This is a genomic window from Sphingomonas sp., assembly GCF_023266535.1.
In the GTDB taxonomy this organism is placed as follows: domain Bacteria; phylum Pseudomonadota; class Alphaproteobacteria; order Sphingomonadales; family Sphingomonadaceae; genus Sphingomicrobium.
In genome coordinates this window covers 1-26323 of the sequence record NZ_JAHFPY010000036.1, presented here as the reverse complement: position 1 = coordinate 26323, position 26323 = coordinate 1, and the positions used below count along the sequence as shown (strand labels likewise).

Genomic DNA, 26323 nt, shown 5'->3' with positions numbered 1-26323 from the left:
GCCAACACCTATCTGACCGGGAAGGAAAGGCAGTTAGCCGCCGGACAGCCGCAGGGCATGGTCCGCATCGCGGTCGCTTCCTTACCTTTGACCTACGGCAACGAAGTCACGCCCGACAAGGTCAAATTCGTCGAATATCCCGCCGCCAGCCTGCCGCCGGGATCGTACAAAACGCTGAAGGAGCTGCTGCCCGAGGGTAAGCGCCGCGTCGCGCTCCGCTCTATCCAGGTCAACCAGCCGCTGATCGCTGCCGACCTGACCGGTGAGGGCCAGGCGGCCTCGATCGCCGCGCTGCTGCCCGACGGCATGCGCGCCGCGACGGTCCGCATCAACGACGTTTCCGGCGTGGCCGGCTTCGTCAAACCCAATGACACCGTGGACGTCCTGATCACGCGCCAGCCGATCAATGGCGACGGTTCGCAGGTCACCGACGTGCTGCTGCAGAACATCCGCGTTATCGCCATGGATCAGAACGCCAACAATCCGGATGGCAAACCCAATGTGTCTCGGACCGCGACGCTCGAGCTGACGCCGATCGACGCGCAGAAGGTCGCGCTTGGTCAGCAGCTGGGCGAATTGAGCCTCGTCCTGCGCAAGCCCGGCGAGGAACAGAATATCCAGAAGATCGAAACGGTCAGCCTCGCTGACCTGCGCTACAGCTATTACGGTTCGAAGCCGCCCGGTTCACCAGCCGGCACAGCGCCGGCCGTCGCCACGGCGCCCGTTGTCCGGGTCCACCGGCCGCGCGTGCCGGTGTTCAAGGTGGTGGTGCCGCGGACGTCGACGGTTAGCGTCACGCGGGGAATGGAATCCAGGGACTATGAGGTGGGGGGCTATGCTCAGCAGGACCGTTAAGGGCGCGCTTGCGGGCGCCGCCATCGCTTGTAGTTCGGCAGCGTTGGCAGCAGCTTCGCCTGCTGCCGCGCAGGTCACGGTCAGCGAAGCCGACGGGGTTCGCGCCGGGGAGCTGGCGGTGCCGGTCAACAAGAGCCAGGTGCTACGGACCGACCGGCCCTTCGCCAAGGCGCTGATCGGCAGTCCCGACATCGCCGACGTGCTGCCGCTCTCCGATCGCTCGCTCTATGTGCTGGGCAAGAAGATGGGGACTACCAACCTCACGCTTTACGACCGGCGCAACATGCTGATCGCGGTGATCGATGTGGCTGTCGGGCCCGACGTGATCGGGCTGAAGCGCCAGCTCAGCGAGCTGATGCCAAACGACACGGTCGGCGCGCGCATCGCCAATGAATCGATCGTGCTGGAAGGCGTGGTCAGCTCCGGCCCGGCCGCCGACAGGGCGGTCCAACTCGCCGAAACCTATGCCCCGGGCAAGGTCATCAACCTGTTGTCGATCGGATCGTCCCAGCAGGTGATGCTCGAGGTCCGCTTCTCCGAGATCAAGCGCGGCGCGCTGAAGGACCTCGGCTTCAGCAGCTTCGTCACCGGTAGCGGGGACCACGGCTTCCAGGGCGCGTTCGGCGGCGGCGCCAGTCTGGTCAGCTCGACCGGCACGACCACCACCAGTTCCACCGTCGGCGGCGTTACGACGACCACAACCACGCCCAATCCGCCGCAGCTGTCGCTCGGGGCGATTGTCGACAGCTTCGGCATATTGACCCGGGTGTTCCACATCGGCGGGCTAGATATCGACGCGACTTTCAACGCGCTGGAGCGCAAGGGTGTCGTGACAACGCTGGCGGAGCCGACGCTGGTTGCCTTGTCGGGCGAGACGGCGAGCTTCCTCGCCGGCGGCGAATTCCCGATCCCGGTCGCGCAAAGTTCAGGCAGCGATGGCGGCGGAACGTCAATATCGGTCCAGTTCAAGCAGTTCGGCGTCAGCCTGGCCTTCACGCCGACAGTGCTGGCCGACGGGGTAATCAACCTCGAAGTCGCGCCGGAGGTCAGCTCGATCGATCCGACCGCCTCGGTGGTCGTCAACAATTTGCGCGTGCCGGGCCTGCAGACCCGCCGCGCGAAGACGACGGTCGAGCTGCGCGACGGCGAGAGCTTCGCGCTGGCCGGCCTGATCCGCCGCGACTTCCAGGATACCGTCCGGCAATTCCCGATCCTGGGCTCGATCCCGATCATCGGCGCGCTGTTCCGCTCGACCAACTTCCAGAAGGAAGAGACCGAGCTGGTGATCATCGTCACGCCGCGGCTGGTCCGGCCGGTCAAGGCGGCGGCGATGAAGGTGCCGACTGATCGCGCCGGCCCGCCGGACGAGGTCGACCTGTTCCTGCTGGGCCGCACCGACAGCGGCGTCGGAGTCAATCCGCTGGCGCCGACCCAGCCGTCACCGGTGGGTCGCCCGACCGGCGAAATGCCGCGGGGACCGGCCACGGCTGGCCCTGGCGGAATGGCGGCGCTCGATCCCTCCAAGCTGGAGAAGGACTATGGCCATGCGTACTAAGGTTCTTCTGCTTTCGACCGGTGCGGTGCTGTTCGCGGCGGCGGGCTGCACCCCGGTCGATCCGGGCTTCGGCGAAGCGGTGCGCTATGACATGGCGGTCCAGACGGTCGACCCGGATCCGCAATATCCGGCCGACGCCCTGCAGCCCGGCTATCATGGCGAGAAGGCGCAGAAGGCGACCGAACGTTACCGCAAGGGCACGGTCAAGGCGGTGAACTCCGGCGGCAATGGCGGCAATGGCAGCAATGGCGGCGGAGCGTCCGGCGTCGGCGGCGGGAACACTCCGGGAAGCTGAGGATGCGGGGAGATGAGGCGGCGTCTTTTTGGACATGGAGGCGATAACAGCGCGGCGGTGGCACCGATTGTCGCGCTGTCGATGTTTGCGCTGATCGGCGCGGGTGGAATCGCCTTCGATTATGCCCGCTTCGCGACCCTTGATACCGAATTGCAGCAGGCAGCCGACCAGGCAGCATTGGCGGCGGCGACCCAGCTCGACCGCGCCGATGGCGCCGGCCAGCGCGCCCGCGATGCGATCACGTCAAATTCCAAGGACCGGCTGGCTGAAAATCTGACGCGGTTTGCCAACGACGCTAGCTCCGATGGTTCGGCCGTCGAAATTCAGACCATCAAATTTTGCAGCGAGTTCGACGACGCCATCCAGGACAATGCCGCCGCCTGCACGGCGGTTGCCGATGGCGATGCCAATGGCGACAACAAAACGACCTTTGTCATCGTTACGACCAAGGTCCGGGCGGCCAGATATGCGCTGACCCCGATCGTCGGCGCATTTGCCCATGACGCTGTGGCAACCGCGGTGGCGGGCGTCGAATCATCGATCTGCAACGTCGCGCCGTTGCTGGTTTGCGCCCCGTCGGACGATTTTCCGACCGATGCCGACATCGGCAAGGGAATCATCATGAAGACCGCGGGCGGCAGTGCCTGGGCGCCGGGCAATTATGGCTACCTCGACTTCGGCAACGGCAACCCGGCGGTGCTCAATGCTCTGCTCGGCAACGGCCTGAACGGCTGTCAGAGCACCGACGACAATTCGACCGAGCCGGGTAACAAGAATGCGACCGACGCGATCAACACGCGGATGGATGTCTACGCCGGTCAAAACAAAAATGACGCCAGCAAATGCGTTCCATCGACCGGCTTCGCCTGTCCCGCGCAAGACACGCGCAAGGACATGACTCGGCTGATGACCTATACCATTCGGCAGGCCGCGCAGCCGACCACCTCGCCGGCTTGCGGTACTCCCGCAGGCGGCAGGCCGCAGGATCCCACAGGTCAAGTGCAATATGCGGACTTCGCCCAGAACAAGGATGCGCGGCAATTTGGTCGCGACACGTGCCATTATACGGGCACCTGCCCAACGGCGGGCGGGGCGCAGAATTTCGGCGACGCCAACTGGGATCGGGCCGGATATATCGCGGCCAATCATCCGGGCGAGACGGCAGCGACGATCGCGGCCGCCGTTGGCAACGGAGCGACCGCCTCGACGCTGACCCGCTACCAGGTCTACCAGTGGGAGATCGCCAACATTGCCACCGGCAAGCTTGACCCGAAGCTGATCTCGACTGGAGCATGGAACAAGCAGGGACAAAATTGGAGCATCACAAAGCAGTGCGCCTTCAACAAGCCGCAGTTTGCGACCGCAGCAGCCACAACGGTCAAGGATCGCCGCGTGTTGCCAATCGTCGCCGCCAATTGCGACAACCTCCATGGCAAGGGGGCGGCGTTCGAGGATTATATCATCCTGCGGGTGTTCGACATTTTCCTGACCGAGCCGTCGTTGCAGCGATCGGCAGCGGAAACCGGTATCGCAGGCGCGACCCAGTCGACCGACGACAAGGAAATTTATGGCGAGGTGGTTGGCCCCGCCCAGCCCGTCGGCGGGAGCGGCGGATTCCAATATTATAGCCGCAGCCGGCCCTATCTGGTGCGCTGATGAAGCTGCCGAATCCCTTCAAGCGCGACGACGGCTCGGCCGCGGCGGAAATGGTGATGGTCCTGCCGTTCCTGCTGGCACTGATGTTCGGCAGCGCCGAGGCCGGCAATTATTTCCTCGATGAGCATGGGCTGGTCAAACAGGTTCGCGATGGCGCGCGCTATGCTGCCCGCCTGCCGCTCGAGGCGAATTATACATGCCCCAACACCATCAGTTCGTCGGCCGACACGCTGATCAAGAATGTCACCCGGACAGGGACCGTTACCGGTGCCGGTACGGGCCGTTTCAGCAGCGCCTATTGGGCCCGCACCTGCACCGGGGTTGCCCAGCCGATCACCGTTACCATCCGTTGCGTCGATGCCAACGACTATAGCGGGATTTACTCCTCGTTGGTCGGCGACATTCCGGTGGTCAAGGTCAGCGCCGCGATCAGTTACCGGTCGGTGCTGGGCGAGCTTGGCATGCCGACCGCAAATCTCTGCCTGCGGGCGGAATCCGAAGCGCCGGTGATCGGGTCATGAGCCGGTCGCTTTTCATGCTGCTCAATGACCGACGGGCGTCCAGCGCGGCCGAATTTGCGCTGGTCCTGCCACTGTTGATCCTGCTGCTGTTCGGGATCATCGATTTGGGCCGCTTCTTCTGGCAGCTCAATGAATCCGAAAAAGCGACCCAGATGGGCGCGCGAATTGCGATCGTCACGACCCCGGTGTCGCCCGACCTTGTCGGGGCCAGCTACATCGCCGGAACGATCAAAAATGGTGATCTGATTCCGGCCAGCGCGCTCGGAACGCTAGAGTGCACCAACACAAGTTGCACTTGCGAAACGGCTCCGTGCCCAGGCGGAGCCGGCGATGTCGATCCGGACGCATTCGGCGTCATAGTCCAACGCATGACGCAGATGAATCCTGAAGTCACTGCCGCCAATGTCGTCGTTCGATATTCGGGTTCCGGCTTCGGCTACGCTGGAAGCGCTGACGAAACGATGGATGTGCAGCCGCTGGTGACTGTCAGTCTGCGGGACATGCGATTTAGGCCAATTTTCTTGCTCGGTTTTGGCGGTTGGGATTTGCCCGCGGCTTCCGCAACGCTGACCGCCGAGGACAGCTCTGGAACCTTTTCGAATTGAGGTAGCGTGTGATGAGCGTACATAACCCTGACCGACCCAATGCCCAGTGGATGGCCGATACTGGCCCTGCACCGGTGCGGCTGTTGCTGGCCGGCGCCGAAGGCGAAGCCAATGAATTGGTTGGCGCCCATGCCGCCGGCTTCCCGCTGGAGCTGGTAATCGTCGACACGGCTGCCGACATCGAATCGTCCATACTGTCCGGCGCTGCCGCGGCGGTGGTCCAGGTAACCGACGGCGATGATCGTTCGCTCGCCCGGTTCAAGAAGCTCGCCGAAGGCCCGGTGCCGCTGATCGCGGCGTCGTACGAGCCATCGATGAAGCTGGTTCGCGCGCTGGTCCGCGCCGGCGCGCACGATGTCGTGCCGCTGCCGCTGGACCCCGAAGAATTGGAGACAGCGCTCGACCCGATCCGCCGGATGGTGGCGGCCCAGGGTCCGCGGCCGCGCGCCGGCCATCAGAAGATTGTCACGATCATCAAGAGCGAGGGTGGCATTGGCGCCACCGCATTGCTGACCCAACTCGCCGCGCGGTTCGCCGCCAATGAAGCGAAGGCAGGGCGTGAAGCCTGCCTAATCGACCTCGACGTCCAGTTCGGCAATGCCGCCCTTCAGTTGGGAGTGCAGTCGGCGCTGACGTTCAAGGATTTGGTGGATGCCGGCAAGCGGCTCGATGGCGATTTGCTGCGGTCGACCGCAACCCAGGACGAGAGCGGTCTGAAGGTCATTTCGGCGCCGCATGATATCATGCCGCTGGAGCTGTTGACCAGCGACCAGCTGCTGGCGATCATGGACATTGCCGTGGCTGAGTTCGGCACGGTGTTCGTTGACCTTCCGACCAACTGGACCAACTGGTCGCTGTCGCTGCTGGCGCGGTCTGACCTGGTGCTGCTGGTCACCGAGCTAAGGGTCCCCAGCCTACACCGCGCCCGCCGCCAGCTTGATCTGCTGGTCGAACAGGATCTCACCAATCTTGACGTTCGCGTGGTGATCAATCGGGCCGAGAAGGGCTTCTTCCGGACGCTGAGCGAAGCCGATGCCGAGCGGGTGTTGCGGAAGCCGGTGTCCTACTGCATCGCCAATGACCATGAGACGATGAGCCAGGCAATCGACCGGGGCATTTCGATCGACCAGGTCAAGCGCAAGTCGTCGCTCTGCCGGGACTTCGACGCGCTGGAGCGCGGCGTTGCCGGCGCCCTTGGATTGGAGCGCTGACCATGTGGCAGATCCGCAAACCCAAGGACCAGGTCTCGCCCGAAGAAGTCGCCGAGCGGACCGAGGAAGATCGCAAGCTCAGGACCACCGGCGATGCCGGTGCGTTCGCCGCTAAGGAACTCCACACCGACCTCAAGGTTGAGCTGCACCAGCGGCTATTGGGCCTGATCAACTTGAGCGCGCTCGACACGATGTCACGCGAGCAGATCGAGGACGAGGTTGGCGATATCGTCCTCGAAGAGCTCGACAAGCAGCGCCATGCCCTGAACACGGCCGAGCGCAGGCGATTGGTCGACGATGTGCTCGATGAGCTGCTCGGCCTCGGGCCGCTGGAGCCGCTGCTCAAGGATGCCACGATCACCGACATTTTGGTCAACGGCCATGACAGCGTGTTCGTCGAGCGTTTTGGTGTCCTCGAGCCGTCAGCGGTGCGGTTCAAAGACGAACGGCATCTGATCCGCATCATCCAGAAAATCGTCTCGGCAGTTGGACGGCGGGTCGATGAATCGGCGCCGATGGTCGACGCCCGCCTGGCCGACGGCAGCCGCGTCAATGCTGTGGTGCCGCCGCTGGCGCTCGACGGCGCGCTGCTGTCAATCCGCAAATTCGCCAAGACGCCGATCAGCATGGCTCGGCTGACCGAGATCGGATCGGTCCCGAGCCAGGTCGCCGAAGTGCTGAAGGCCGTCGTCGCGGCGCGTCTCAACGTGCTGATTTCGGGCGGCACCGGCTCCGGCAAGACGACCATGCTCAACGCCATGTCGGCGTTCATCGACAATCGTGAGCGGATCGTCACGATCGAGGATTCGGCCGAGCTTCAATTGCAGCAGGAGCATGTTGCCCGGCTCGAAACCCGCCCCGCCAATATCGAAGGCAAGGGCGAGATATTGCAGCGCGACCTGGTCAAGAACTCGCTGCGCATGCGGCCCGACCGGATCATCGTCGGCGAGGTTCGCGCCGGCGAGGCGTTCGACATGCTGCAGGCGATGAACACCGGCCACGACGGTTCGATGACCACCGTCCACGCCAATACGCCGCGCGATGCGCTCAGCCGTGTCGAACAGATGATCGGCATGAGCGGAATCGACGTCCCGGCCCGCTCGGCCCGCGCGCAGATTGCCTCAGCGATTCACGTCGTGGTCCAGGTCGCGCGTCTCAGCGACGGCCGCCGAAGGCTGGTCAGCCTGTCGGAAATCAGCGGCATGGAAGGCGACGTCATCACCATGCAGGAGATTTTCCGCTACCGCCAAACCGGCATCGGTAACGACGGGATGGTCCAAGGCCGGTTCGAAGCGAGCGGCATCCGCCCGCGCTTCCTCGAGCAGGTCACCTCGCACGGCGTTACTCTGGCGGCCGACCTGTTCCGTCCGGACAGGAATTTCGAAGCATGAGCGACATCTGGATCCGCGCGCTTGTCCTCGTTCTCGTCTTCGCGGCGGTGGTATTTGCGGTCGAGCGGATCGTCTCGGTCATTGTCGGCCGGCGGCTTGAAACCCAGGCGATCAACCAGCGGCTCGACCTGATCGGCCGCGGGGTGTCGCGCGGCGAGGCGATGCAGCTGCTGCGCCGCCGGGCAAGCAACATCCCCGAGGGATTGCCGGAGATCATCGCCCGGCCGGCAATCGCCTTTGAAAAGACGCTGATGGCGGCTGGCGTAGCCATGCCGACGGGCCGGCTGATGCTGGCGCTGCTGCTGGCGCCCGTGCTGATCTTCCTTGGCATCCTATTGTTCATGATCATCGGCAATGTCGCGCTAGGCGGGGGCCGGGTGCTGATCCTGGCGACCTTCTCGTTCCTGATCGGCGCCGGACTGCCGATGCTCTATTTCAATATTCGCGCCACGCGCATGCGCAAGAAGATGCAGGACCAGTTCCCGGTCGCGCTCGACGTGTTCGTGCGCGGCCTGCGCGCCGGTCACCCGATTGCCGCCGCGCTCGACCTGCTGACGGTCGAAATGCCCGATCCGATCGGCAGCCAGTTCGGAATCGTCGTCGACGAGGTGACCTACGGCGCTGACCTGCGCGACGCATTGAGCGCGATGGCCGACCGATGGGACCTCGATGATATGCGGATGTTCGTGGTCAGCCTGGCCGTTCAGAATGAAACGGGCGGCAACCTCGCCGAGATCCTTGAGAATTTGAGCCAGGTGATCCGCGAGCGGGCATCGATGATGCTCAAGGTGCGGGCGCTGTCGAGCGAAGGACGGATGACCGCGGCGATGTTGACCGCATTGCCGATCATCGCTTTCACCATCCTGTTTATCGGCAATCCCCGTTTCTACCTCGATGTCGCCGACGACCCAGCATTTTTGCCGGGATATGTCGTCCTGCTCATTATGTACCTGATCGGTTTTTTCTCGATCCGGCGCATGATCGATTTGAAGGTGTAGGCGGATGACCGAGCTCCTCGCCAACAATACCGCCCGGATGGCGCTGCTGATCCTGCTGTTCCTGGCGGTGGCCGCGGTGACGTTTGGCGTCACGCTGACGGTCGAGGAGCGGCGCGAGGTTCGGCGACGCCTATCGACTGGCTCGTCTTCTTCGATCGACGATGAAGGCATCATTCCGGGGGCTGGCCTGCGCGTGCATGACGCCCGCGGGGCCTGGATCTCGCTGGTATCGGCGATCGAGAAAGCGGGCGTGCCGCTGGTCGACACCAAGGACGCGACGCTGCGCAGCCGGCTGGTCGCGGCCGGCTATACGCAGGATTCTGCCCCCAGGATTTACTCGCTTATCCGCCTGATGGCCGTTTTGGGTTTCCCGATCGCGGCGATCGGCTTCATGTGGGCCGGCGGCAGCTCGCCGTCGGCGATCAAAATCTATCTGGTCGGCATGATCGCGGCCCTGTTTGGGCTCTATCTGCCGAGCCTGTGGATCCGGGCCAAGGCGGACCGTCGCCAGCAGGATATTATTAACGGCTTCCCCGATGCGCTCGACCTCATGTTGGTGTGCGTCGAGGCGGGCCTCGGCATGGAAGCGGCGTTCAGCCGGGTCGGCATGGAAATGACCCGGTCGCATCCGTTGCTGGCCGAACAGTTTGGTTCGGTGGTGCTCGAGCTTCGCGCCGGCCGCAGCCAGGAGGACGCGCTGCGGCGCATGGCCGACCGTGCCGGAGCCGACGAGATCCGCGCCTTCGCCACCCTGCTGATCCAGTCGAACAAGTTGGGCTCGTCGATTGCCCAGACGCTGCGCGTCTATGCATCGGAGATGCGCGAACGGCGGCGAATGCGTGCCGAGGAGAAGGCGCACCGCTTGCCGGTGCTGCTGTCGATTCCGCTGGTGACCTGCATGTTGCCGGTGATGATCGGCGTGCTGATGCTGCCGGCGGTAATAAGAACGATCAGGATAGTCCTGCCAGCGATTGCGAGGTGACCATGAAGCGGTCTTTAACACTCATCTGGACGACAGCGGCGATCGCTGCCGCGTCGTGCAGCACCAGCAGCATCGAGGTGCGCTCGATCAAGCAGCCGCTGGCGCAAGGATCGCAGCCGGCCAATTTCCGCGTCGCCGAAGGCAATGCCCAGCTGGCTCTCGGGAATGTCGGCCTGGCGCTCGAATCCTATCGCAAGGCGCTGCGCGAGCAGCCGGACAGCGTGCCGGCGTTGATCGGGCTGGCGACATGCTACGACCGCATGGGCCGGATCGATTTGTCGCGTCGCAATTATGAATTGGCGCTGGCGGTCGATCCCGCCAACACCGAGATTTATTCCCTCTTCGCCCAGTCCCTGGATGCCCAGGGACAGCGTGACGAAGCCGCACGGGTCAAGACTGAGTTGGCAACGCGCGTCGTCGCCCCCGAGGCGCCGCGTGAAGTGCCTGGCTCGGTTCCCGTGCTGCCGCCGCCACCGGCGCAAAGTGTGACGGTAGCCCTCGCGCCGCCACGCTCCGCGCCGGTGGCGGTTGAGCAACCGCTTGCCCAGATGCGGCTGGAGCGGCTGTCGCTGCGCGAAGTGGCGCTGCTAACGCAGCCGGAGCAGAAGTGGGAGGCGAAGAGCGTCACCAGGACGGCGACCAGTACGACCATCCAGTTCGAGCGCAAGGCGCAGCCGGCGGTGACCCTGCTCAACGCCGCCCGGGTCCAGGGGCTGGCGGCGCGCACCCGCGCCTTCCTGGCGATGCGCGGGTTCAAGGGCGCCGAGATCGGCGATGCGCCGGCGGTGCGCCGGCAAAGCGTGATCCAGTTCACGCCGGCCGATGCGGCGCGGGCACAGCGGCTGGCGGCCCAGTTCGGCTTCGAGCTGGAGCGGCGCGCAGCCGGCAGCGGCGGCCTTACCATCCTGCTCGGACGTGACGCGGCACGCGAGAGCGCGCTCAAGCCCAGGGCATGATCCTTAGCCTGGCGCTGGCATTGGCCCTGGCCGATCCGGCGCCCGCGGCGCCACCGCAGCCTGCCGCTCCGTCGTCGGCGATTTCGCTGAGCGAAGCCGGGCGCGCCATTGCCGCCGGGCGGCTCGACCAGGCCAAGGCGATGCTCGGGACGGCGGTCGCCGCCGGTGCCCGGGGGGAGCCGGTCGATCGGCTGCTGGCCGACCTTTCGCTGGCCCGCGGTGAATATGAAACGGCGTTGAACCTGTACAAGGCGCTGCTCGCCAACCATCCCAATGAAGCGCTACTGCTTGAGCGCGGCGGAATCGCGGCGCTGCACCTCGGCCGCGACGCCGAAGCCACCGCGCTGCTGGATCGGGCAACCCAGGTGCCCGGCGCCGGCTGGCGGGCGTGGAACGCGCGCGGCGTGGCGGCCGACGAGCAGGGCCGGTGGGATGAAGCCGATGCGGCGTACGCCCGCGCCGCCCAGCTGGAGCCGGGCCGCGCCGAAATTGTCAACAACCAGGGCTGGTCGATGATGCTCAGGGGCCATTGGGCCGAGGCACTGGCCAGCTTCGAGCGCGCCGCGACGATCGATCCCAAGCTGCCGCGCCTGGCCAACAACCTCGAACTGGCGCGCGAGGCGGTCGCCGCCGACCTGCCGCCCAGGATGCAGGGCGAGAATGACGAAGCCTATGCGTCGCGGCTCAACGACACCGGCGTGGTCGCCGCCGCCAGCGACCAGCGGCAACGCGCCGAAGCGGCTTTCGCCCAGGCAATCGAACTAAGGAGCCGTTGGTATGCCAAGGCGGCCGCAAACCTTGCCGCGCTGGACGGCCCCAAATGAAGCTGTTGCTGACGGCCCCCGACTGGCTGGCCGGATTCCTGTTGCTGCTGCTGGTGCTGGCGGCGATCCAGGACGGCTGGCGCCTCAGGATCAGCGACTGGATTTCGGGCCTGATCGCGATCGGCGCCTTCGCCGCGCTGGTGCTTGACGGTCCGATCAGCGGCCTGTGGCAGAATTTCCTGCTGTTCACGGCGGTGCTGGCGATCGGCACCTTCATGTTCGGTCGTGGCTGGATGGGCGGCGGTGATATCAAGCTGCTGTCGGCCTCGGCGCTGTGGTTCAACCTCAGCGACGGGTGGAAACTGCTGGTTGCGATCGCCATTGCCGGCGGGATCGAAGCGTTACTGATCATCTTGGTCCGGCGCATGCCCTGGTCCGATGCAACGCGCGGCAAGGTCTTGCTGCTTCGGCGCGGAGGGCCCATTCCCTATGGGATCGCGATTGCGCTGGGCGTCGCGCTGATGGGCTGGTGGCTGCGCGTTTGGAACTCGCCATATTTTCATTTCTGACGCTGGCAGCGGCGCCGTCGATCGTCGCCGCCGATGGGCAGTGGGCGACGCTGAGCCAGGGCCGCACCTGCGAGGCGGCGGCGAAATCAGTCGGTGCGACGATCAAGGATCGCCCGCCGGCCCGGGCTAGCCTGGCGTTCGATGCCGGCGGGCCGCGCCACGGCCAGCTGGCCGTTCGCCTGAGCCGCCTGCCGCGTCCTGGCGCCACCGTCATGCTGACGATTGGCGACCAGCCATTCCTGTTGATGAGCCAGGGCGACATGGCCTGGAGCCGCGGGCCCAAGCAGGAACAGGCGATCATCGCCGCGATACGCTCCAACAGCGGCATGCGGGTCGAAGCGAGAAGCCCGGGCGGCGGCCGGATCGTCGACCGTTACAGCCTGGACGGTGCGCCGCTGGCAATCGACGCGGCGGCGGCCTGCTCCGTAACACTGGTAAATCGCTGATAATTCTTATATTGGCGCCCACCTGCCATGAGCGCCGATACATCCTTGATGCCGATTCCCGGCCCCGTCGATCCCGTGCCCGTGCCGCGCGCGGCCGCTCCGCGTGCCGACGGCAAGGTCGAATTGATCGGCCGCTCCAGGGAAGCAATCCGGGGCGCGCTTGAGGAAGCCGGCCTGGAGCCGAAGCAGGCCAAGCTCCGCGCCAAGCAAATCTGGCACTGGATCTACAATCGCGGGGTCAGCGATTTCGCCAAGATGACCGACATCGCCAAGGCCCAGCAGCCGTGGCTGATCGAGCGCTTCGCCATTACCCGGCCGGAGGTGGTCGAGGCGCAAGTGTCGACCGACGGCACGCGCAAATGGCTGCTGCGCACGCACGACGGCCATGATTTCGAAATGGTGTTCATCCCCGACGCCGACCGCGGCACTCTGTGCGTGTCGAGCCAGGTCGGGTGCACGCTCAATTGCCGTTTCTGCCACACCGGCACGATGAAGCTGGTCCGCAATCTCGAGCCTGGCGAGATCGTCGGCCAGGTGATGCTGGCCCGCGACGCGCTCGGCGAATGGCCGTCCAGCCCCGAAGGCCGGATGCTGACCAACATCGTCATGATGGGCATGGGCGAGCCGCTCTACAATTTCGACAATGTCCGCGACGCGCTGAAGATCGTCATGGATGGCGACGGCCTCGGCCTTTCCAAGCGCCGCATTACGCTCTCGACCTCGGGCGTGGTGCCGATGATGGACCGCGCCGGCGAGGAGATCGGCGTCAATCTGGCGGTGTCACTCCACGCGGTGACCAAGGAAATCCGCGACGAGATCGTGCCCTTGAACAAGAAGTACGGCATCGAGGAATTGCTCGCCGCCTGCGCCGCCTATCCCGGTGCCAACAATGCCCGCCGCATCACCTTCGAATATGTGATGCTGAAGGACAAGAACGACAGCGACGCCGACGCGCGCGAGCTGGTGCGGCTGATCAAGCAGTACAAGCTGCCGGCCAAGGTCAATTTGATCCCGTTCAATCCCTGGCCGGGCGCGCCGTACGAATGCTCGACCGACGAGCGGATCCGGGCGTTCAGCAATATCGTGTTCGAGGCCGGCATTTCGGCCCCGGTGCGCACCCCGCGAGGGCGCGACATCGACGCCGCCTGCGGCCAGCTCAAGACCGCTGCGGAGAAGCGCAAGCGGGCCGATCTGGACCGAGAGGCAGCGGCGGCTTAGGCCGTCGCAATGGTTTCGAAGACTTCGCCCCCGCGGACGGTCCTCTTCATCACGCGCAAGTGGCCGCCCGCCGTCGGGGGCATGGAAACCTATAGCGCAAGGCTGACCGGCGAGCTTGCGCGGCGCGTAAACCTCGACCTTGCCGCACTCCCTGGCCGAGCCAATGGATTGCCGCCGACGGCCTGGTCGATCCTGGGCTTCGCGGCCGGCGTCGCCCGGGACTATCTGCGGCGAAAGGAGCCGCCGGCGATTATTCACATCGGCGACATGGCATGCTGGCCGTTTGCGCTGCTGGCTAGGTTCGGAAATCCTCGTCCCGCCGTCCTCCTGTCTGCCCATGGAACCGACGTCAGCTATCATCGCAGAGGGGGATGGAAAGGGCGGCTTTACGGCGCCTATCTCCGCCTCGGCGCATGGCTCAATCGCAATGCGACGGTGATCGCCAATTCATCCGCGACGGCCCGCGTCGCAGCGGAGAGTGGCTGGCTTGGCGTCGCCGTCGTCCCGCTCGCTACCGATCTCGCCGGATCCGCGTCGGTCCCGCCTCATGGCCGGCATTTGCTGTTCGCAGGCCGGCTGATCGAGCAGAAAGGTTGCTTGTGGTTCGTCCGCAATGTCCTGCCACTACTGCCACCCGAAATTCGGCTGAAGGTCGCCGGTCCGATCTGGGCCAAGGCCGAAGCGGCGATACTGGATGATCCGCGCGTCGACTATCTTGGCTCTTTGGACAAGGACGCGCTGGTGGCCGAATACCGCAACGCGCTGTGTGTAATCGTGCCGAATATCGAGCCCGCTTCCGGCGAGTTCGAGGGTTTCGGCCTGGTCGCCGTCGAGGCTTCGGCGGTGGGAGGAGTGGTCCTCGCTTCGGCGACTGGCGGCCTGGTCGAGGCGGTGATCGATGGCGAAACCGGCTTCCTGGTTCCGCCCGGCGATCCACCAGCCTGGCGCGACAAGATCGCTAAGGTCGCTGCCTGGGACGAAACCCGACGCAGCGAATATCTGACCGCCGCCATTGCCCGCTCGCGCCAGGCCTATTCCTGGGGCCGCGTCGCGGACGATGTTGTCAAAATTTATGACGGCGCACTCGCCGCGGAGGGACAAGTGCGGTGAAAATCTGGATGCCGACGATTCGCACGGATACGGGTGCGGAAGTATGGGCACGTCGTTTGGCCGGGGGGCTTGCCGCGCGCGGACATGCTGTTGGCCTCATGTTGCTACCTCATGGCATGCAATATCTGCCATGGGCAGCGCCGGGGCCGGCCACACAGCCCGATGTGACAATAGCCAATAGCTGGAATGCCGCAGCGTTCGCCAAGCCGGCGCCGCTTTTGACTGTGCTACACCATGTCGTTCACGATCCAGCCATGGCAGCCTTCAAAAGCTTGCCGCAGCGCATATACCATCGCAACTTTATCCTTCCGATGGAGCGGGCTGCGCTGCGCCGTTCGGCTGCAACAGTGACCGTTAGCCACCATGCAGCACGTCAGATTCGCGATACGTTTGGCGAAGTCGCATGTGAAGTCGTTCCGAATGGCGTGGATACCGACTTTTTCACGCCCGAGAAGGCAGGCCGCGGCAAGGGCACCTTCGAATTGCTGTGGGTCGGCAAGCCCAGCCGTCGCAAGGCCTTTGAGGTGGTGGCACAGGCGCTTGAAATGCTGGGAAAGGACTTCCGCCTGACGGTAATTGGCCCGCCGCCTGAACCGGGCATCTCGGTCCCCGTCGAGGCGCGAGTGCTGGGCAGGGTCTCGCGTGAACAATTGCGCAGCGCATATCGCGCCGCTGACCTATTGCTATTTCCTTCCCGGCTGGAAGGTTTCGGCTACGCCGCCGCCGAGGCGATGGCCTGCGGCACGCCTGTCTTGTGCAGCGCAGGCGGGGCGGTTGCCGAGGTGGTCGATCCCCCGGCCAACGGGATTGCCTTGCCTGCCGGTGACAGCGAAGCGGTTTGTGCTGCGGTTCGCGCACTAGCAGCGCAACCAGAGCGGCTGGCTGAAATGCGGGAAAATGCGCGCAATCGCGCCGTAAGTCATTTCTCCGAAACGCGCTGGCTCGACAAAATGGAGGATTTGCTGCGCCGCGTCGTCGGCACATCACGCGAACGCCAGGGCAATGTGTCAAACTCGCACTAGCCATATTTTGCATTTGCCTGGCCAAGGAGTTTAGCAGTGAAGCTGCGTGCGATTTAGCAGCTGCTTCGGGCAATATCCATTGGCGGGGGGGTACGATGTGACGAAGGCCATTGAAATCTTACGGGCAGAAATGCCTAACTTTCATGGTTCTGACGACGAGCCGAAAAATTGGAAGTCGCAGTGGGAAATCCTCGATTTCCTGCAGCAGCGCCTGAAACCCGACGTGCGCTCGCTGGAAACAGGCTGTGGCTATTCGACCGTGGTTGCCGCCGAATCTGGAGCCGATCATGTGACCGTCACCCCAAGCGCTGACGAGCAAGTTCGGGTCCGCAGCTTTTGCAATAAATACGACATCGATCACGCCAACGTCACATTCGCAATTGGTCCTTCCTGCGAGATGCTGCCGAAGCTCGATGGCGAACTGCACCTGGTCTATATCGATGGGGCGCACGGATTCCCTCACCCCTGTGTCGATTGGATGTACACCGAGGCGCGCCTTGCCATCGGCGGCACCATGCTTGTCGACGACATCCGCATTCCGAGTTGCCGGATGCTTCATGAATTCTTGATGGAGGAGCCGAACTGGACGCTCGACCGCTTTATCGGCGACACATCAATCTTCACCAAGCTGGCGCACGGTAACAATAGCGCCGATTGGATGCATCAGGGGATTAACCGCACCTATCCCGATTTCCGCTATTTGCCCAAGGCGCAACAATGGAAGCGGGACGCCCGCCATGCGGCCGAATGGGTCGCGCGGGCGACCGGGTTGACCAAACCGATCAAACGCGTGCTTGGCATCAAATAGGCCATGGGGCTGGCGGGCCATGTCCACCGATAGGAGGCGTAGAGCGCTGACGATCAGTCCCTACGGCACCAAGCGCCCGAACACGGGCGGCACAAAACGGATCCACTATCTCAATCGGGGCTATGCCGCGGCGGGGTGGGAAATCTACCAGATCAGCAATGCTTCGGTCCGCACCGGTGTCGGCGGGCTGGTTATCGACAAGGATAATCCGATCGCGCCCGGTTATGTCGAGGGCATCTATTTCAATCCGGCTCTGCTGGTCGGCAACCGGCTTCTGAGGCAGCTGAATGCCCCGCAGGTGGCCGCAACCTTGCTTCCTCGCCCGTTGGCGCGCAGTAGGCAGGTGGCGCGCGGCATGGCCAACCACCATGTCGTGATATTCGAGCATCCGCAGAACTGGGACTTGGCCGCTCCCTATCTCAGGGATGATCATTTCGTCGTGCTGGACGCCCACAACATCGAATGGCGAATCTGGATGGACCGCCAAGGGGAGTCCAGCTGGGCCGGTAAGGCCGCGCGAGCGCTCTACGAGGTAGAGCGGCGGGCGATGCGGCGCGCCAACCTTGTCATAACCTGTTCCGACCTCGATCACCAATACGCAATCGACGACTTTGGTTGCGATCCGGACAAGGTAATGGTCGCGCCCAACGGTGTCGATTGCGCGAGCTTCGCCCCCATTGCCTCAGCCCGGGCATTTGCTCGACGCGCACGGCAGGTTGTGGATGGGGTTCCGCACGCACTATTCATTGGCTCCAATTGGGGGCCGAATATCGATGCGGCGCGGGCGGTGATTGATCTCGCCTCCCGGCTGCCCGAAATCCACTTCGACATTGTCGGTTCGGTGGGAGACGCGCTGCGCAGCCCGTTTCCGGACAATGTCACTGTCACGGGCGGCATAGGCGAGCTCGATCCTTATTTCATCGCCGCCGACATAGCGCTCAATCCAATGACCGCAGGTTCGGGCAGCAACGTCAAAATGTTCGAATATCTCGCCGCCGGCCTGCCGATCGTGACCACCCCTTTTGGCGGGCGGGGCGTTGAAGACTCCACCGGCCTGGCAATCCTTATCGCGGAGATGGACGGGTTCCCCAGCGCCATCCGCAAGCTGGTCGCAGCGCCGGATCTGGAGGAACGATCGCGCGCGGCACGGCAATTGGCGGAAGAACGATACGATTGGGGCGCGATCGCCCAAAGGATCGTGGCGCGGATCGAGGTGGAGCTGGGATGGTGAGCGATCCGCTGCTCTCAATCGTTGTGTGCACCTACAATCGGGCGGACGGCCTGGCCAAGGCGCTGGCCGGCATCGACCGATTGGAAAGCGACCGCTTGGATTGGGACGCGATCATTGTCGACAATGGCTCGCGCGATTCATCGTTGAAGCTGGCGCGCGAATGGGCCGCGGCCGATCCGGCGCGGCGGCGGGTCGTTATTGAACCGGTTCCCGGTCTGTCGCGTGCGCGCAACCGCGGCTGGCGTGCAAGCGCCGCGCGCTTCGTGGCATATCTCGACGACGACGCCATCCCGCGATCCGGCTGGTACCGGGCTTTGGCGGATGAGATATCGCGCGATGATGGCCGCACCGGCATCATCGGCGGCAAGATCGAGCCGATCTGGGAAGTTCCGAGGCCCGCATGGCTCAGCGACAGGATGGTGCCCTTCCTGTCGATGCTGGACTATGGCGAGGCGCGCCGAGCACTCGGCGAGGACGAGAATGTGGTTGGGGCGAATATGGCGATCGCACGAACCGCGCTCGAACAGGCGGGAGGGTTCAACGAACAATTGGGCCGCCGCGGAAGACGGCTGGTTTCCAACGAGGAAGCGGCCTTGCAGCATCGGCTGACTTCGCTCGGGTGGCGTGCGATCTACCGCCCGGACATGATAGTAAGGCATCATGCGCCGGCCGAACGGATCCAGGTCGGCTGGTTTCGGCGGCGGTTCTTCTGGCAGGGCTATTCCGACCGGATAACGCAGCGGTCCCATCAAATTCCCGGCGAAAGCTTGCGTCAAACCTTTCGGCTGGCGGCTCGCTATGCACGCCGGGCCTATCAAGCGCCCACGGGATCGCCGGAGCGCTTGGACGCGACGATGGACGTGGCCTATTATCTAGGTGTTGCGTACGGCACCATTGCCGCCAGGGGCAGGAGCTGACCGAATGGGACAGCGGCCCGCTTGCCATGAGTTTAATCCCTGCTAATTCGATGGCGCTCGAAGTTCGGAGGACGGGATGTCGTTCAAGCGTAGATGGATCGAGCGTGTGCGCATTTTTCTGCGCGACTTGATCGAGGACATGGACCTCAAGTTCCCGACAGTAGAGCAGCAGTTACAGAAGGGCCTGCTGGCTCGATATTACTCAAACAAAGCCGCTGGCATCAAAACCTATCCAGACATCGCGGACGCTGGTTTCCGCTGCTATTCGCAGTTTGAGGAAGATGGTATAATTCTCTATTTGCTTGCACTAGTCGGCATCAAAACGAAAACCGTTGTCGAGATGTGTTGCGGCGATGGTCGAGAGTGCATGGCCGCCAATCTAATCATCAATCACGGCTTCAAGGGCTACTTGTTCGACGGTGACGAAGGTAACGCCACCGCTGCGACCAATTTTTTCGCGAAGCAGCGAGACTGCCTCTTGATCAAGCCGACGATCACAACGGCCTGGATCACTCGGAGTAACGTCAATGGCCTTCTTTCGGCCTCTGGCGCCCACGGCGAGGTCGACCTTTTGTCGCTCGACATGGACGGCAACGACTATCACATTTGGGAGGCGATCGAGGAAATCAGACCCAGGATTTGCGTCTTCGAAACGCACGACATCATTCCCGGAAACCTATCACTGACCATCCCCTACAGCGATGACTTCTTCGCCTGGAACAAGCCGGAGGTGGAGCAGGAGTTCCGCAGTGTCTCCCTTGCCGCAATGGTCAAGCTGTCATCTCGCAAGGGGTATACGCTGGTTGGCGCCCATCGGCATGGGTTCAACGTCTTCTTCGTCCGCAACGACTTAATGAGCGCCCCTCTCGAAGACGCGTCAATCGCTCAAGTTCACGATAACGAATGGACACGATACGGCCAGAAGGAACGCTGGCCCAAGGTGAAAGACATGCCGTGGGTCAATGTACAGGGGCTTACAAATTATCTCCATGGCGAATCACTAAGCAATTGTGTTGATATCGGCCGACGTATCGACCTTGATCCCCGCGTAGAGCGCAAACCAGTCTCCGCAAGCCACTTGAATCAGGGCACTGACATTGTTCCACTGAACCTATGCGGCACCCGGCTCAAGAACATCATAGGCAAATCGATCGCAGTTTCCGAGCCGTCCTTGCCAACGGTGGACTGAAGTCTATGCGAATTCGTGGTGGGAGCTGACCGAATGGCTCGGCGCGATACCGGACATGACCTGCGTCGCGCGGCGCTGACCGGCATCCGCTGGACCGCAGCGATGAACTGGATGGCCCAGGGCATCGCCGTCGGCACGGTCCTGGTCATGGCGCGGCTGTTGGGCCCGACCGAATTCGGCCTCTACTCCATCGCCTCCGCCATCGTGTTCATTGGCGCAACGTTTGCCGACCAGGGCTTCTCGGTCGCGTTGATCCAGCGCCGCGAAGTGACGCCGCGCGACCTCCATTCGGTGTTCTGGGCGTCCCTGTCGCTCGGCGCGCTTTTCGCGATTGGCATGGCCGCTGCGGCTGGCCCGCTGTCAATCTGGTTCAACTCGCCGGAGCTGAAAGGCGTTGTCCTCGCCCTGGCTCCCGTGGTCCCGATCATGGCAGTCGGCGGGTTGCTTAACGCCCAGCTGACGCACGCCCTGCGGTTCCGCGCCCTGACCTGGCTGTCCGTTCTGTCGGCGGCGGCGGGAGCGGTCCTTGGCATCGTGATGGCGGCGACCGGCTTTGGGGTGTGGAGCCTGGTCGGTCAGGTGCTGGTGGGCAATTTGCTCGGCCTGGTTGGCGGGTTCATTGCAACCCGCTACCGGCCACAGCCCGCTTTCGATGCAGCGGCAGCGCGGCACTTGTGGCGGTTCGGCCTGTGGTCGCTGGCAGGAAGCTTGATCGGACAGGTATCGCAGCGGGCCACGCCGCTGCTGATCGGACTGGTCTTCGCCCCCGCCAATGTCGGTCTGTTCGGCCTCGGGCGAAGGCTGATGGAGGTGCTGCAATTCCTGATTACCGGCCCGATCGCGCAGGTCGCGGTGCCGGTGATGGCCAAGCTTCAGGATGATCGCGCGCGCGTCGCCACGGTCGCCAGAAATGGCTTGCAGGCTCTGTTCGCGATTGTCGCTCCGCTATTCCTGCTGATGGCGATGGTTGGGCCCGACGCGCTGGTCGGGCTGCTTGGGGACCAATGGCAGGGAACCGTGCCGCTGTTGCCGGGTCTTGCCGCGGCCGCCCTGTTCGGCAGCATCAGCTGGTACTGCGGCTCGACTTTGCTGGCGCTCGGTCATCCGAAGCTGCGCCTTCTGCTGCCGGCAATCGGGCTGGTGACCGTGCTGATCGTGATCCCAACGCTGGCGGATGCGGGCATGACCGCGATCGCGTGGGGCTTTGCGGCGGGGTCGGCAATCAATGGCCTCGTCGGCGTGGCGCTGTTGACCGCAATCATGCCGCTGGCGCCAATTCGCCTGCTCACGGCAATCGGGGCGTCGCTGCCGGGGCTCGCCATCCTCTATGCAACGACCGGCTTCGCGCTCGCGCAGTTGGTGGCGCTTCCGGTCCCGGTACGCCTTATCCTCGCCGCCGTACTGGGATGCCTAGCCTATGCGCTGGTGATGTGGCTCATCGCGCCCCGACTGGTCGCGCGGATCCTCGATGTGCTGCCGTTCGAATTTCCGCTTCCGTCAATCATCCAGCAGCGCATAGCCGCGGCCTCGGCTCAATAGCCGAACAGCCGCTCCCAGCGGCAGCGCGATCGAATGTGCGGTAGGAGCCTTGTGTCGCCATCGTAGGCAAAGGCATCATCGCGCCCCATAAGATATTGATTGCCGAATATCTGGAACGATGCGCCAACGGCCTCTGCGAAATGAGCCGCAAACGGATTGACCATGCTAGGCTCGAACTTCGCTCCATGCTGCCAGATCGGACCGAAGTCGTCTCCTCCAAGCCACTTCGTTTTGGGCCAGGCACGGATCAGGTCAATGCTGATGCCGCGCAACGTGTGATCGCCGTCGACATATGTAAAATCGACTTCTGGCAGTTCCACTTCGGTGGTTCTTCCCCGCAGAAAGACACATCTGCTCGCGAACGGGGAGACGCGTCGTCGTGCCTCGGCCAGTACGTCCTCAAACTCATCATCGCCTTTGTTGAACGGCTTGTTCCAGTCGGGAAGATGTCGCCACGGATCGACCAGGTAATATCGTTCAATGCTTGGGCAAGAGGAAAGAATCCGCTCGGCAAATTCTCCGCGCCAAACACCGATCTCTGTGACCGTCCTGACCTCATTTGCATTGAAGAAGTCGGCCCAAAAGGCGAAGCGATCCATCGTCGTTGCTGCCTTTGTGCTCAATAGCCGAACATCTGGTAATCGGCTTCATAAAGGTCCCGAACAAGCTTTCGCGTGCGATCCGAGGCCGCCAAGGGTGCAGCCGGAGACGGGTTGCGAACGGAAAGTTGCACATCCTTGCCGAGGCGTGCGGCGACGCGCGCGAAATCGGCTTCCATCTTCTCGAATCGGCCGACGAAATCTACGAGCAGGCGCGTGTCTGGAGCGCACAGGAAATGATGTTGCGGCAGAAAATGAATCCATCGCTGCAAGGTCGCATCGGCCACCAGTTGCGCGACAAAATCGTCGAAAGTCGCGGCCAATCTGGCACCGGTTTCAGCATCGCCGGCATTCATTCCGCCCGCACGAAGAAAGCGCCACGCCGAATGCAACCGGTCGAGCGGCTCTCGCACAAAGGCGAATTTGAACAGGCGTTCGGTGAGCAAAGGGTCGCGGGCGAACCAGTCCATTACCGTAAAATGGCCGACCTGGTGGCCGAACAGCTCAAGCGAGATCGAAGAACCTGCAGCCTTTGGGACGTGGATGAAGATTGCGCCCGTTTCGCGAAACGTGTTGTGCAGCTCTCGCGCCAGTACGCGGTTCGCATTGGCCTCGCGGTAACGGCGCAGCATTCGGCGAATCATCGCAAATCAGCCTTGTCCGCGATTTGAAAATCCATCGAGACATTCATCGGCCGAGGATCAACCAGCCCGCCGGCGCTCGGCGGGTTTCTCGCCAGCCTCGCCCGCTTCGGCTTCCTTGCGGAGCGATTCCTCCAGCGCCCGCACGCGTTCCAGCACCTGTTCCATCAAATTGCGGTTGCGGCCGATCAGGTCGGCCACCGCGCCCAGCAGGATGGTGATCACGCCAAGGATCATCAGCACGCCGCCGATGATCAGCGACTGGACATGGCCGGCGCCGTCGCCGCTGACATAGTACCACAGGAAGCGGATCATCGGTGCCAGGCCGACGATGAAGGCGATCGCCCCGGCGGAGACAAACGCCCTTAATGGATTGTACATCGCCCAGGCGCGCAGCATCGTCGCGGTGGTGTTGACGATGAAATGGGGGATCGAGCGGAACAGGCGCGACGGCCTGACCGCGCCGTTGGTCCGCACCGGGACCGACATGATCGCCATCCGCTTGCGCCCGGCCTGGATGAGCATCTCGGTGGTGTAGGAAAAGTCGGAGGTGATGTTGATGCGCTGCGCCGCTTCGCGGCTGATCGCCCTGAAGCCGCTGACTGCGTCGGGGATCTGGGTTCGCGACAGGCGCTGGACGGTGGCGCTCCCCAACCGCTGCAGCGAGCGCTTGACCGGCCCGAAATGCTGGTTGTCGCGCACGCCGCGGTCGCCGACCACGATGTCGGCCTCGCCGTGGATGATCGGCGCGACCAGCGCAGCGATGTCGCGCGCGTCATACTGGTTGTCGGCGTCGGTGTTGACGATGATGTCGGCGCCCTCGCTAAGCGAGCGCTCCAGGCCCGAACGGAAGGCGGCGGCCAGCCCGCGGTTGGTGCGGTGGCGGACGATATGGTGGACGCCCAGGCGGCGGGCGACCTCGCTGGTGCCGTCTCTGCTGCCGTCGTCCACGACCAGAAATTCGATTGCGTCGACCCCGTCGATGGCACGCGGCAGCGCCGCCAGCGTTTCCGGCAGGTGGTCGCCTTCGTTGAAGCACGGGATCTGGATGATCAGCTTCATGGCAGGAAAGCTAACAGAAATTATGCTTGAGTCATCTTCTGCATCGTTTCTGTGCAGCGCTGGCACAGGGGCGAGAATGTTGTTGGGCTTGAACGCCGCGGCGTGACGGGCCAAACCATCCTCCGGTTTGGAGTGCAGCTATGGCGTTGATTTCCCGGTTGATCGGAACCCTCCTGACCAAGGGGCGGATCACACTGATCCAGCCCGGCGGCGACCGGGAGACCTATGGCCCCGGCGGCGGCAAGGAGTTGACCGTCCGCTTCGCCGACAAGCGCGTCGCCTTCGACCTTGTCCGCAACCCGCGGCTGGCGCTGGGCGAGGCCTATATGGACGGGCGGCTGACCATCGAGGACGGGACCATCCTCGACCTGCTCGAGCTCATCGTTGGCGCCAACCGCTGGGAGGATGGCGGCAAGGGCCGGGCGATCCTCCGCAAGGGCAAGATCAAGGGGCTGCAGAAGCTGCTCCGCCGTAACAAGCCGGACAGGTCAAAGCGCAATGTCGCCCACCATTATGATTTGAAGGACGAGCTGTACGAGCTGTTCCTCGACGGCGACCGGCAATATAGCTGCGCCTACTTCACCGACCCGGCGCATAGCCTGGAGCAGGCCCAGGCCGACAAGAAGGCGCACATCGCCGCCAAGCTCCACCTGAATCCGGGGATGCGCGTGCTCGACATCGGCTCGGGCTGGGGCGGGACGGCGCTCTATCTGAACCGGGTGGCCGACGTCGACGTGCTTGGCATCACGCTCAGCGAGGAACAGCTCAAGGTCGCGCGCCGGCGGGCCGAGGAGGCGGGGGTTTCAGACCGGGTCAAGTTCGAGCTGGTCGACTATCGCCATCTCGACGGCAAGTTCGGCCGGATCGTGTCGATCGGCATGTTCGAGCATGTCGGCTCCGCCCATTATGAGGAATTCTACGCCAGGTGCCGCGAGTTGCTTGCCGACGACGGGGTGATGTTGCTCCACACCATCGGCAAGCTGGGCGGGGCAGGCGCACCCGACCCGTTCACCGACAAATGGATCTTCCCGGGCTATCACTTGCCGTCATTGAGCGAAATGAGCGCGGCGAGCGAAAAGGTGCGGCTTATCTCGAGCGATGTCGAGACGCTCAGGCTGCATTATGCCTATACGCTGCGCCACTGGCTGGAGCGGGCGGGCAAGGCCCGCGACAAGATCGTCGCCATGTATGACGAGCGCTTCTTCCGCATGTGGGAATTCTACCTGGCCGGCGGCATCGTCATGTTCGAGAGCGGTGCGGCCTGCAATTACCAGGTCCAATATATCCGCGACCGCCACGCCGTGCCGATCACGCGCGACTATATGACGGAGGCGGAGGAGCGGTACCGGAGAACCGACACCGCTCCCGCCAAGGCGGCCTGATTATTTGCCCTTCAGTTCGGCGACCAGGTTCGGCGCCGGGTAGATTTTCTCCAGCGCTTCCTGGACCGCGGCGGTCGAGACGGCAACGGTGCGGTTGATGCGGCCGTCATAGCCGTAATTGCCGCCGAGGCTGTGGATGTTGCCGTCGAACGCTGCCCCAATCACCCGGCCCTGGCGGTCGACCACCGGCGAACCCGAATTGCCGCCGATGATGTCGTTGGTGGTGACGAAGTCATAGGCGGTGGCGGGATTGATCCTGGCCTTGTTGGCGGCATAGCCCGGCGGCAGGTCGAACGGCTCGGCGCCGGTGGCGCGGTCGAACGTGCCGCCCATGACCGTCCGGGTCGGAACCATGCTCCCGCGTTCCATCCAGCCGGCGACCTTGCCGTAGCTGATCCTGAGCGTGAAGGTCGCGTCGGGATAGACGCTGTCGCCATAGGCAGCGAAGCGGGCGTCGGCGAGCTTGGCCTGGGCCGCGGTCAGCGGCGCATCGACCTCCGCGTCGAACCTTTTCTGCAGCGCGCGGTCATTGGCATCGACCGAGCGGGCATAGACGATCATCGGATCGGTCGAGGCGTCGATCGCCGCCTGCCCGCCGTCCCATAGCGCCTTGCGCACGGCGGGGTCCGCCAGTTTGGAGCCGCCGACCAATCGCGCGGCGAGGCCCTCGGGCGACTCCTTACCGAGCAGCAGCCTGGCCTGGGGATCGTCGGCACCGAGATATTCGCGCGCCTTCGACAGCGACCATTCCATCGTCATCCGGTCGAGCCAGGGATAGATCGGCTCCTCGTCGAGCAGTCG

The 26323-nt window shown here is 63.8% G+C and carries 27 protein-coding genes; 23 read left to right on the top strand and 4 right to left on the bottom strand.

What is annotated here, in order from left to right:
• The 22 genes from cpaB to Q0C64_RS07210 form a co-directional block, all read left to right on the top strand.
• The coding region (gene cpaB / locus Q0C64_RS07315; RefSeq protein WP_294122171.1) for a Flp pilus assembly protein CpaB at window positions 1-855 on the top strand (855 nt) is incomplete at its 5' end.
• 43 nt (window positions 856-898) lie between these two features.
• Window positions 899-2410, top strand: a complete 1512-nt coding sequence (locus tag Q0C64_RS07310) for a type II and III secretion system protein family protein (protein ID WP_294122162.1) — start codon at window positions 899-901, stop codon at window positions 2408-2410.
• Window positions 2400-2705, top strand: a complete 306-nt coding sequence (locus Q0C64_RS07305; RefSeq protein WP_294122159.1) for a hypothetical protein — start codon at window positions 2400-2402, stop codon at window positions 2703-2705. The genes Q0C64_RS07310 and Q0C64_RS07305 overlap by 11 nt, the downstream gene beginning before the upstream one ends.
• Window positions 2706-2717: 12 nt before the next feature.
• On the top strand, window positions 2718-4361 hold the full coding sequence (locus tag Q0C64_RS07300) for a pilus assembly protein TadG-related protein (protein WP_294122157.1): 1644 nt from the start codon (window positions 2718-2720) through the stop codon (window positions 4359-4361).
• A complete protein-coding gene (locus tag Q0C64_RS07295; RefSeq protein ID WP_294122155.1) occupies window positions 4361-4882 on the top strand; it encodes a TadE family protein in 522 nt (173 codons plus the stop codon). The genes Q0C64_RS07300 and Q0C64_RS07295 overlap by 1 nt, the downstream gene beginning before the upstream one ends.
• A complete protein-coding gene (locus tag Q0C64_RS07290) occupies window positions 4879-5487 on the top strand; it encodes a TadE/TadG family type IV pilus assembly protein (protein ID WP_366004470.1) in 609 nt (202 codons plus the stop codon). The genes Q0C64_RS07295 and Q0C64_RS07290 overlap by 4 nt, the downstream gene beginning before the upstream one ends.
• Before the next feature lie 11 nt (window positions 5488-5498).
• Window positions 5499-6698, top strand: coding sequence for a pilus assembly protein CpaE (locus tag Q0C64_RS07285; RefSeq protein WP_294122153.1), 1200 nt, complete (start codon window positions 5499-5501; stop codon window positions 6696-6698).
• A gap of 2 nt (window positions 6699-6700) precedes the next feature.
• Window positions 6701-8089: a CpaF family protein gene (locus Q0C64_RS07280; protein WP_294122151.1), complete on the top strand. Its 1389-nt coding sequence runs from the start codon at window positions 6701-6703 to the stop codon at window positions 8087-8089.
• Window positions 8086-9087 (top strand): type II secretion system F family protein, encoded by a 1002-nt coding sequence (locus Q0C64_RS07275; protein ID WP_294122149.1) that lies wholly within the window; start codon window positions 8086-8088, stop codon window positions 9085-9087. The genes Q0C64_RS07280 and Q0C64_RS07275 overlap by 4 nt, the downstream gene beginning before the upstream one ends.
• Window positions 9088-9091: 4 nt before the next feature.
• Window positions 9092-10069, top strand: a complete 978-nt coding sequence (locus Q0C64_RS07270) for a type II secretion system F family protein (RefSeq protein WP_294122147.1) — start codon at window positions 9092-9094, stop codon at window positions 10067-10069.
• Window positions 10070-10071: 2 nt separating this feature from the next.
• Entirely contained in the window at window positions 10072-11025 is a 954-nt protein-coding gene (locus Q0C64_RS07265; RefSeq protein WP_294122145.1) for a LytR C-terminal domain-containing protein, read from the top strand.
• Window positions 11022-11849, top strand: a complete 828-nt coding sequence (locus Q0C64_RS07260) for a tetratricopeptide repeat protein (RefSeq protein WP_294122140.1) — start codon at window positions 11022-11024, stop codon at window positions 11847-11849. Before Q0C64_RS07265 ends, Q0C64_RS07260 begins: the two co-directional genes overlap by 4 nt.
• Window positions 11846-12358: a prepilin peptidase gene (locus tag Q0C64_RS07255; protein ID WP_294122138.1), complete on the top strand. Its 513-nt coding sequence runs from the start codon at window positions 11846-11848 to the stop codon at window positions 12356-12358. Before Q0C64_RS07260 ends, Q0C64_RS07255 begins: the two co-directional genes overlap by 4 nt.
• The gene (locus Q0C64_RS07250) at window positions 12319-12804 is read left to right on the top strand and encodes a hypothetical protein (RefSeq protein WP_294122135.1); all 486 of its coding nucleotides are present in this window, start codon (window positions 12319-12321) and stop codon (window positions 12802-12804) included. The genes Q0C64_RS07255 and Q0C64_RS07250 overlap by 40 nt, the downstream gene beginning before the upstream one ends.
• Window positions 12805-12852: 48 nt before the next feature.
• Window positions 12853-14022 (top strand): 23S rRNA (adenine(2503)-C(2))-methyltransferase RlmN, encoded by a 1170-nt coding sequence (gene rlmN, locus Q0C64_RS07245; protein ID WP_294122174.1) that lies wholly within the window; start codon window positions 12853-12855, stop codon window positions 14020-14022.
• Between the two features lie 81 nt (window positions 14023-14103).
• Complete coding sequence (locus tag Q0C64_RS07240; protein WP_366004465.1) at window positions 14104-15132, top strand: glycosyltransferase family 4 protein; 1029 nt, start codon at window positions 14104-14106, stop codon at window positions 15130-15132.
• Entirely contained in the window at window positions 15129-16154 is a 1026-nt protein-coding gene (locus Q0C64_RS07235; RefSeq protein WP_294122130.1) for a glycosyltransferase family 4 protein, read from the top strand. Before Q0C64_RS07240 ends, Q0C64_RS07235 begins: the two co-directional genes overlap by 4 nt.
• A 97-nt stretch (window positions 16155-16251) precedes the next feature.
• Window positions 16252-16962, top strand: coding sequence for a class I SAM-dependent methyltransferase (locus Q0C64_RS07230; protein ID WP_294122128.1), 711 nt, complete (start codon window positions 16252-16254; stop codon window positions 16960-16962).
• 19 nt (window positions 16963-16981) lie between these two features.
• Window positions 16982-18193 (top strand): glycosyltransferase family 4 protein, encoded by a 1212-nt coding sequence (locus Q0C64_RS07225; RefSeq protein WP_294122125.1) that lies wholly within the window; start codon window positions 16982-16984, stop codon window positions 18191-18193.
• On the top strand, window positions 18190-19110 hold the full coding sequence (locus Q0C64_RS07220; protein ID WP_294122122.1) for a glycosyltransferase: 921 nt from the start codon (window positions 18190-18192) through the stop codon (window positions 19108-19110). The genes Q0C64_RS07225 and Q0C64_RS07220 overlap by 4 nt, the downstream gene beginning before the upstream one ends.
• 76 nt (window positions 19111-19186) lie before the next feature.
• Window positions 19187-20299, top strand: coding sequence for a hypothetical protein (locus Q0C64_RS07215; protein ID WP_294122119.1), 1113 nt, complete (start codon window positions 19187-19189; stop codon window positions 20297-20299).
• 33 nt (window positions 20300-20332) lie between these two features.
• Entirely contained in the window at window positions 20333-21838 is a 1506-nt protein-coding gene (locus tag Q0C64_RS07210; protein WP_294122117.1) for a lipopolysaccharide biosynthesis protein, read from the top strand.
• Here the strand turns inward: Q0C64_RS07210 and Q0C64_RS07205 are convergent.
• The 3 genes from Q0C64_RS07205 to Q0C64_RS07195 form a co-directional block, all read right to left on the bottom strand.
• Window positions 21832-22437, bottom strand: a complete 606-nt coding sequence (locus tag Q0C64_RS07205) for a class I SAM-dependent methyltransferase (protein ID WP_294122114.1) — start codon at window positions 22435-22437, stop codon at window positions 21832-21834. The genes Q0C64_RS07210 and Q0C64_RS07205 overlap by 7 nt on opposite strands.
• Before the next feature lie 20 nt (window positions 22438-22457).
• Window positions 22458-23069, bottom strand: a complete 612-nt coding sequence (locus tag Q0C64_RS07200; protein ID WP_294122111.1) for a sulfotransferase family 2 domain-containing protein — start codon at window positions 23067-23069, stop codon at window positions 22458-22460.
• Between the two features lie 69 nt (window positions 23070-23138).
• On the bottom strand, window positions 23139-24140 hold the full coding sequence (locus tag Q0C64_RS07195; RefSeq protein ID WP_294122109.1) for a glycosyltransferase family 2 protein: 1002 nt from the start codon (window positions 24138-24140) through the stop codon (window positions 23139-23141).
• 140 nt (window positions 24141-24280) lie between these two features.
• Between Q0C64_RS07195 and Q0C64_RS07190 the strand changes: the two genes are divergently transcribed.
• On the top strand, window positions 24281-25522 hold the full coding sequence (locus Q0C64_RS07190) for a cyclopropane-fatty-acyl-phospholipid synthase family protein (RefSeq protein ID WP_294122107.1): 1242 nt from the start codon (window positions 24281-24283) through the stop codon (window positions 25520-25522).
• Here the strand turns inward: Q0C64_RS07190 and Q0C64_RS07185 are convergent.
• A partial coding sequence (locus tag Q0C64_RS07185; protein WP_294122104.1) for a S46 family peptidase occupies window positions 25523-26323 on the bottom strand: 801 nt, incomplete at its 5' end.

Coding starts and splice junctions, on each gene's coding strand:
- Q0C64_RS07305 (WP_294122159.1), top strand. CDS start 2,400: ATGCGTACTAAGGTTCTTCTGCTTTCGACCGGTGCGGTGCTGTTCGCG.
- Q0C64_RS07200 (WP_294122111.1), bottom strand. CDS start 23,069: ATGCTGCGCCGTTACCGCGAGGCCAATGCGAACCGCGTACTGGCGCGA.
- Q0C64_RS07290 (WP_366004470.1), top strand. CDS start 4,879: ATGAGCCGGTCGCTTTTCATGCTGCTCAATGACCGACGGGCGTCCAGC.
- Q0C64_RS07275 (WP_294122149.1), top strand. CDS start 8,086: ATGAGCGACATCTGGATCCGCGCGCTTGTCCTCGTTCTCGTCTTCGCG.
- Q0C64_RS07210 (WP_294122117.1), top strand. CDS start 20,333: ATGGCTCGGCGCGATACCGGACATGACCTGCGTCGCGCGGCGCTGACC.
- Q0C64_RS07240 (WP_366004465.1), top strand. CDS start 14,104: ATGGAAACCTATAGCGCAAGGCTGACCGGCGAGCTTGCGCGGCGCGTA.
- Q0C64_RS07285 (WP_294122153.1), top strand. CDS start 5,499: ATGAGCGTACATAACCCTGACCGACCCAATGCCCAGTGGATGGCCGAT.
- Q0C64_RS07215 (WP_294122119.1), top strand. CDS start 19,187: ATGTCGTTCAAGCGTAGATGGATCGAGCGTGTGCGCATTTTTCTGCGC.
- Q0C64_RS07190 (WP_294122107.1), top strand. CDS start 24,281: ATGGCGTTGATTTCCCGGTTGATCGGAACCCTCCTGACCAAGGGGCGG.
- Q0C64_RS07205 (WP_294122114.1), bottom strand. CDS start 22,437: ATGGATCGCTTCGCCTTTTGGGCCGACTTCTTCAATGCAAATGAGGTC.
- Q0C64_RS07300 (WP_294122157.1), top strand. CDS start 2,718: ATGAGGCGGCGTCTTTTTGGACATGGAGGCGATAACAGCGCGGCGGTG.
- Q0C64_RS07295 (WP_294122155.1), top strand. CDS start 4,361: ATGAAGCTGCCGAATCCCTTCAAGCGCGACGACGGCTCGGCCGCGGCG.
- Q0C64_RS07270 (WP_294122147.1), top strand. CDS start 9,092: ATGACCGAGCTCCTCGCCAACAATACCGCCCGGATGGCGCTGCTGATC.
- Q0C64_RS07195 (WP_294122109.1), bottom strand. CDS start 24,140: ATGAAGCTGATCATCCAGATCCCGTGCTTCAACGAAGGCGACCACCTG.
- Q0C64_RS07265 (WP_294122145.1), top strand. CDS start 10,072: ATGAAGCGGTCTTTAACACTCATCTGGACGACAGCGGCGATCGCTGCC.
- Q0C64_RS07255 (WP_294122138.1), top strand. CDS start 11,846: ATGAAGCTGTTGCTGACGGCCCCCGACTGGCTGGCCGGATTCCTGTTG.
- Q0C64_RS07225 (WP_294122125.1), top strand. CDS start 16,982: ATGTCCACCGATAGGAGGCGTAGAGCGCTGACGATCAGTCCCTACGGC.
- Q0C64_RS07260 (WP_294122140.1), top strand. CDS start 11,022: ATGATCCTTAGCCTGGCGCTGGCATTGGCCCTGGCCGATCCGGCGCCC.
- Q0C64_RS07280 (WP_294122151.1), top strand. CDS start 6,701: ATGTGGCAGATCCGCAAACCCAAGGACCAGGTCTCGCCCGAAGAAGTC.
- rlmN (WP_294122174.1), top strand. CDS start 12,853: ATGCCGATTCCCGGCCCCGTCGATCCCGTGCCCGTGCCGCGCGCGGCC.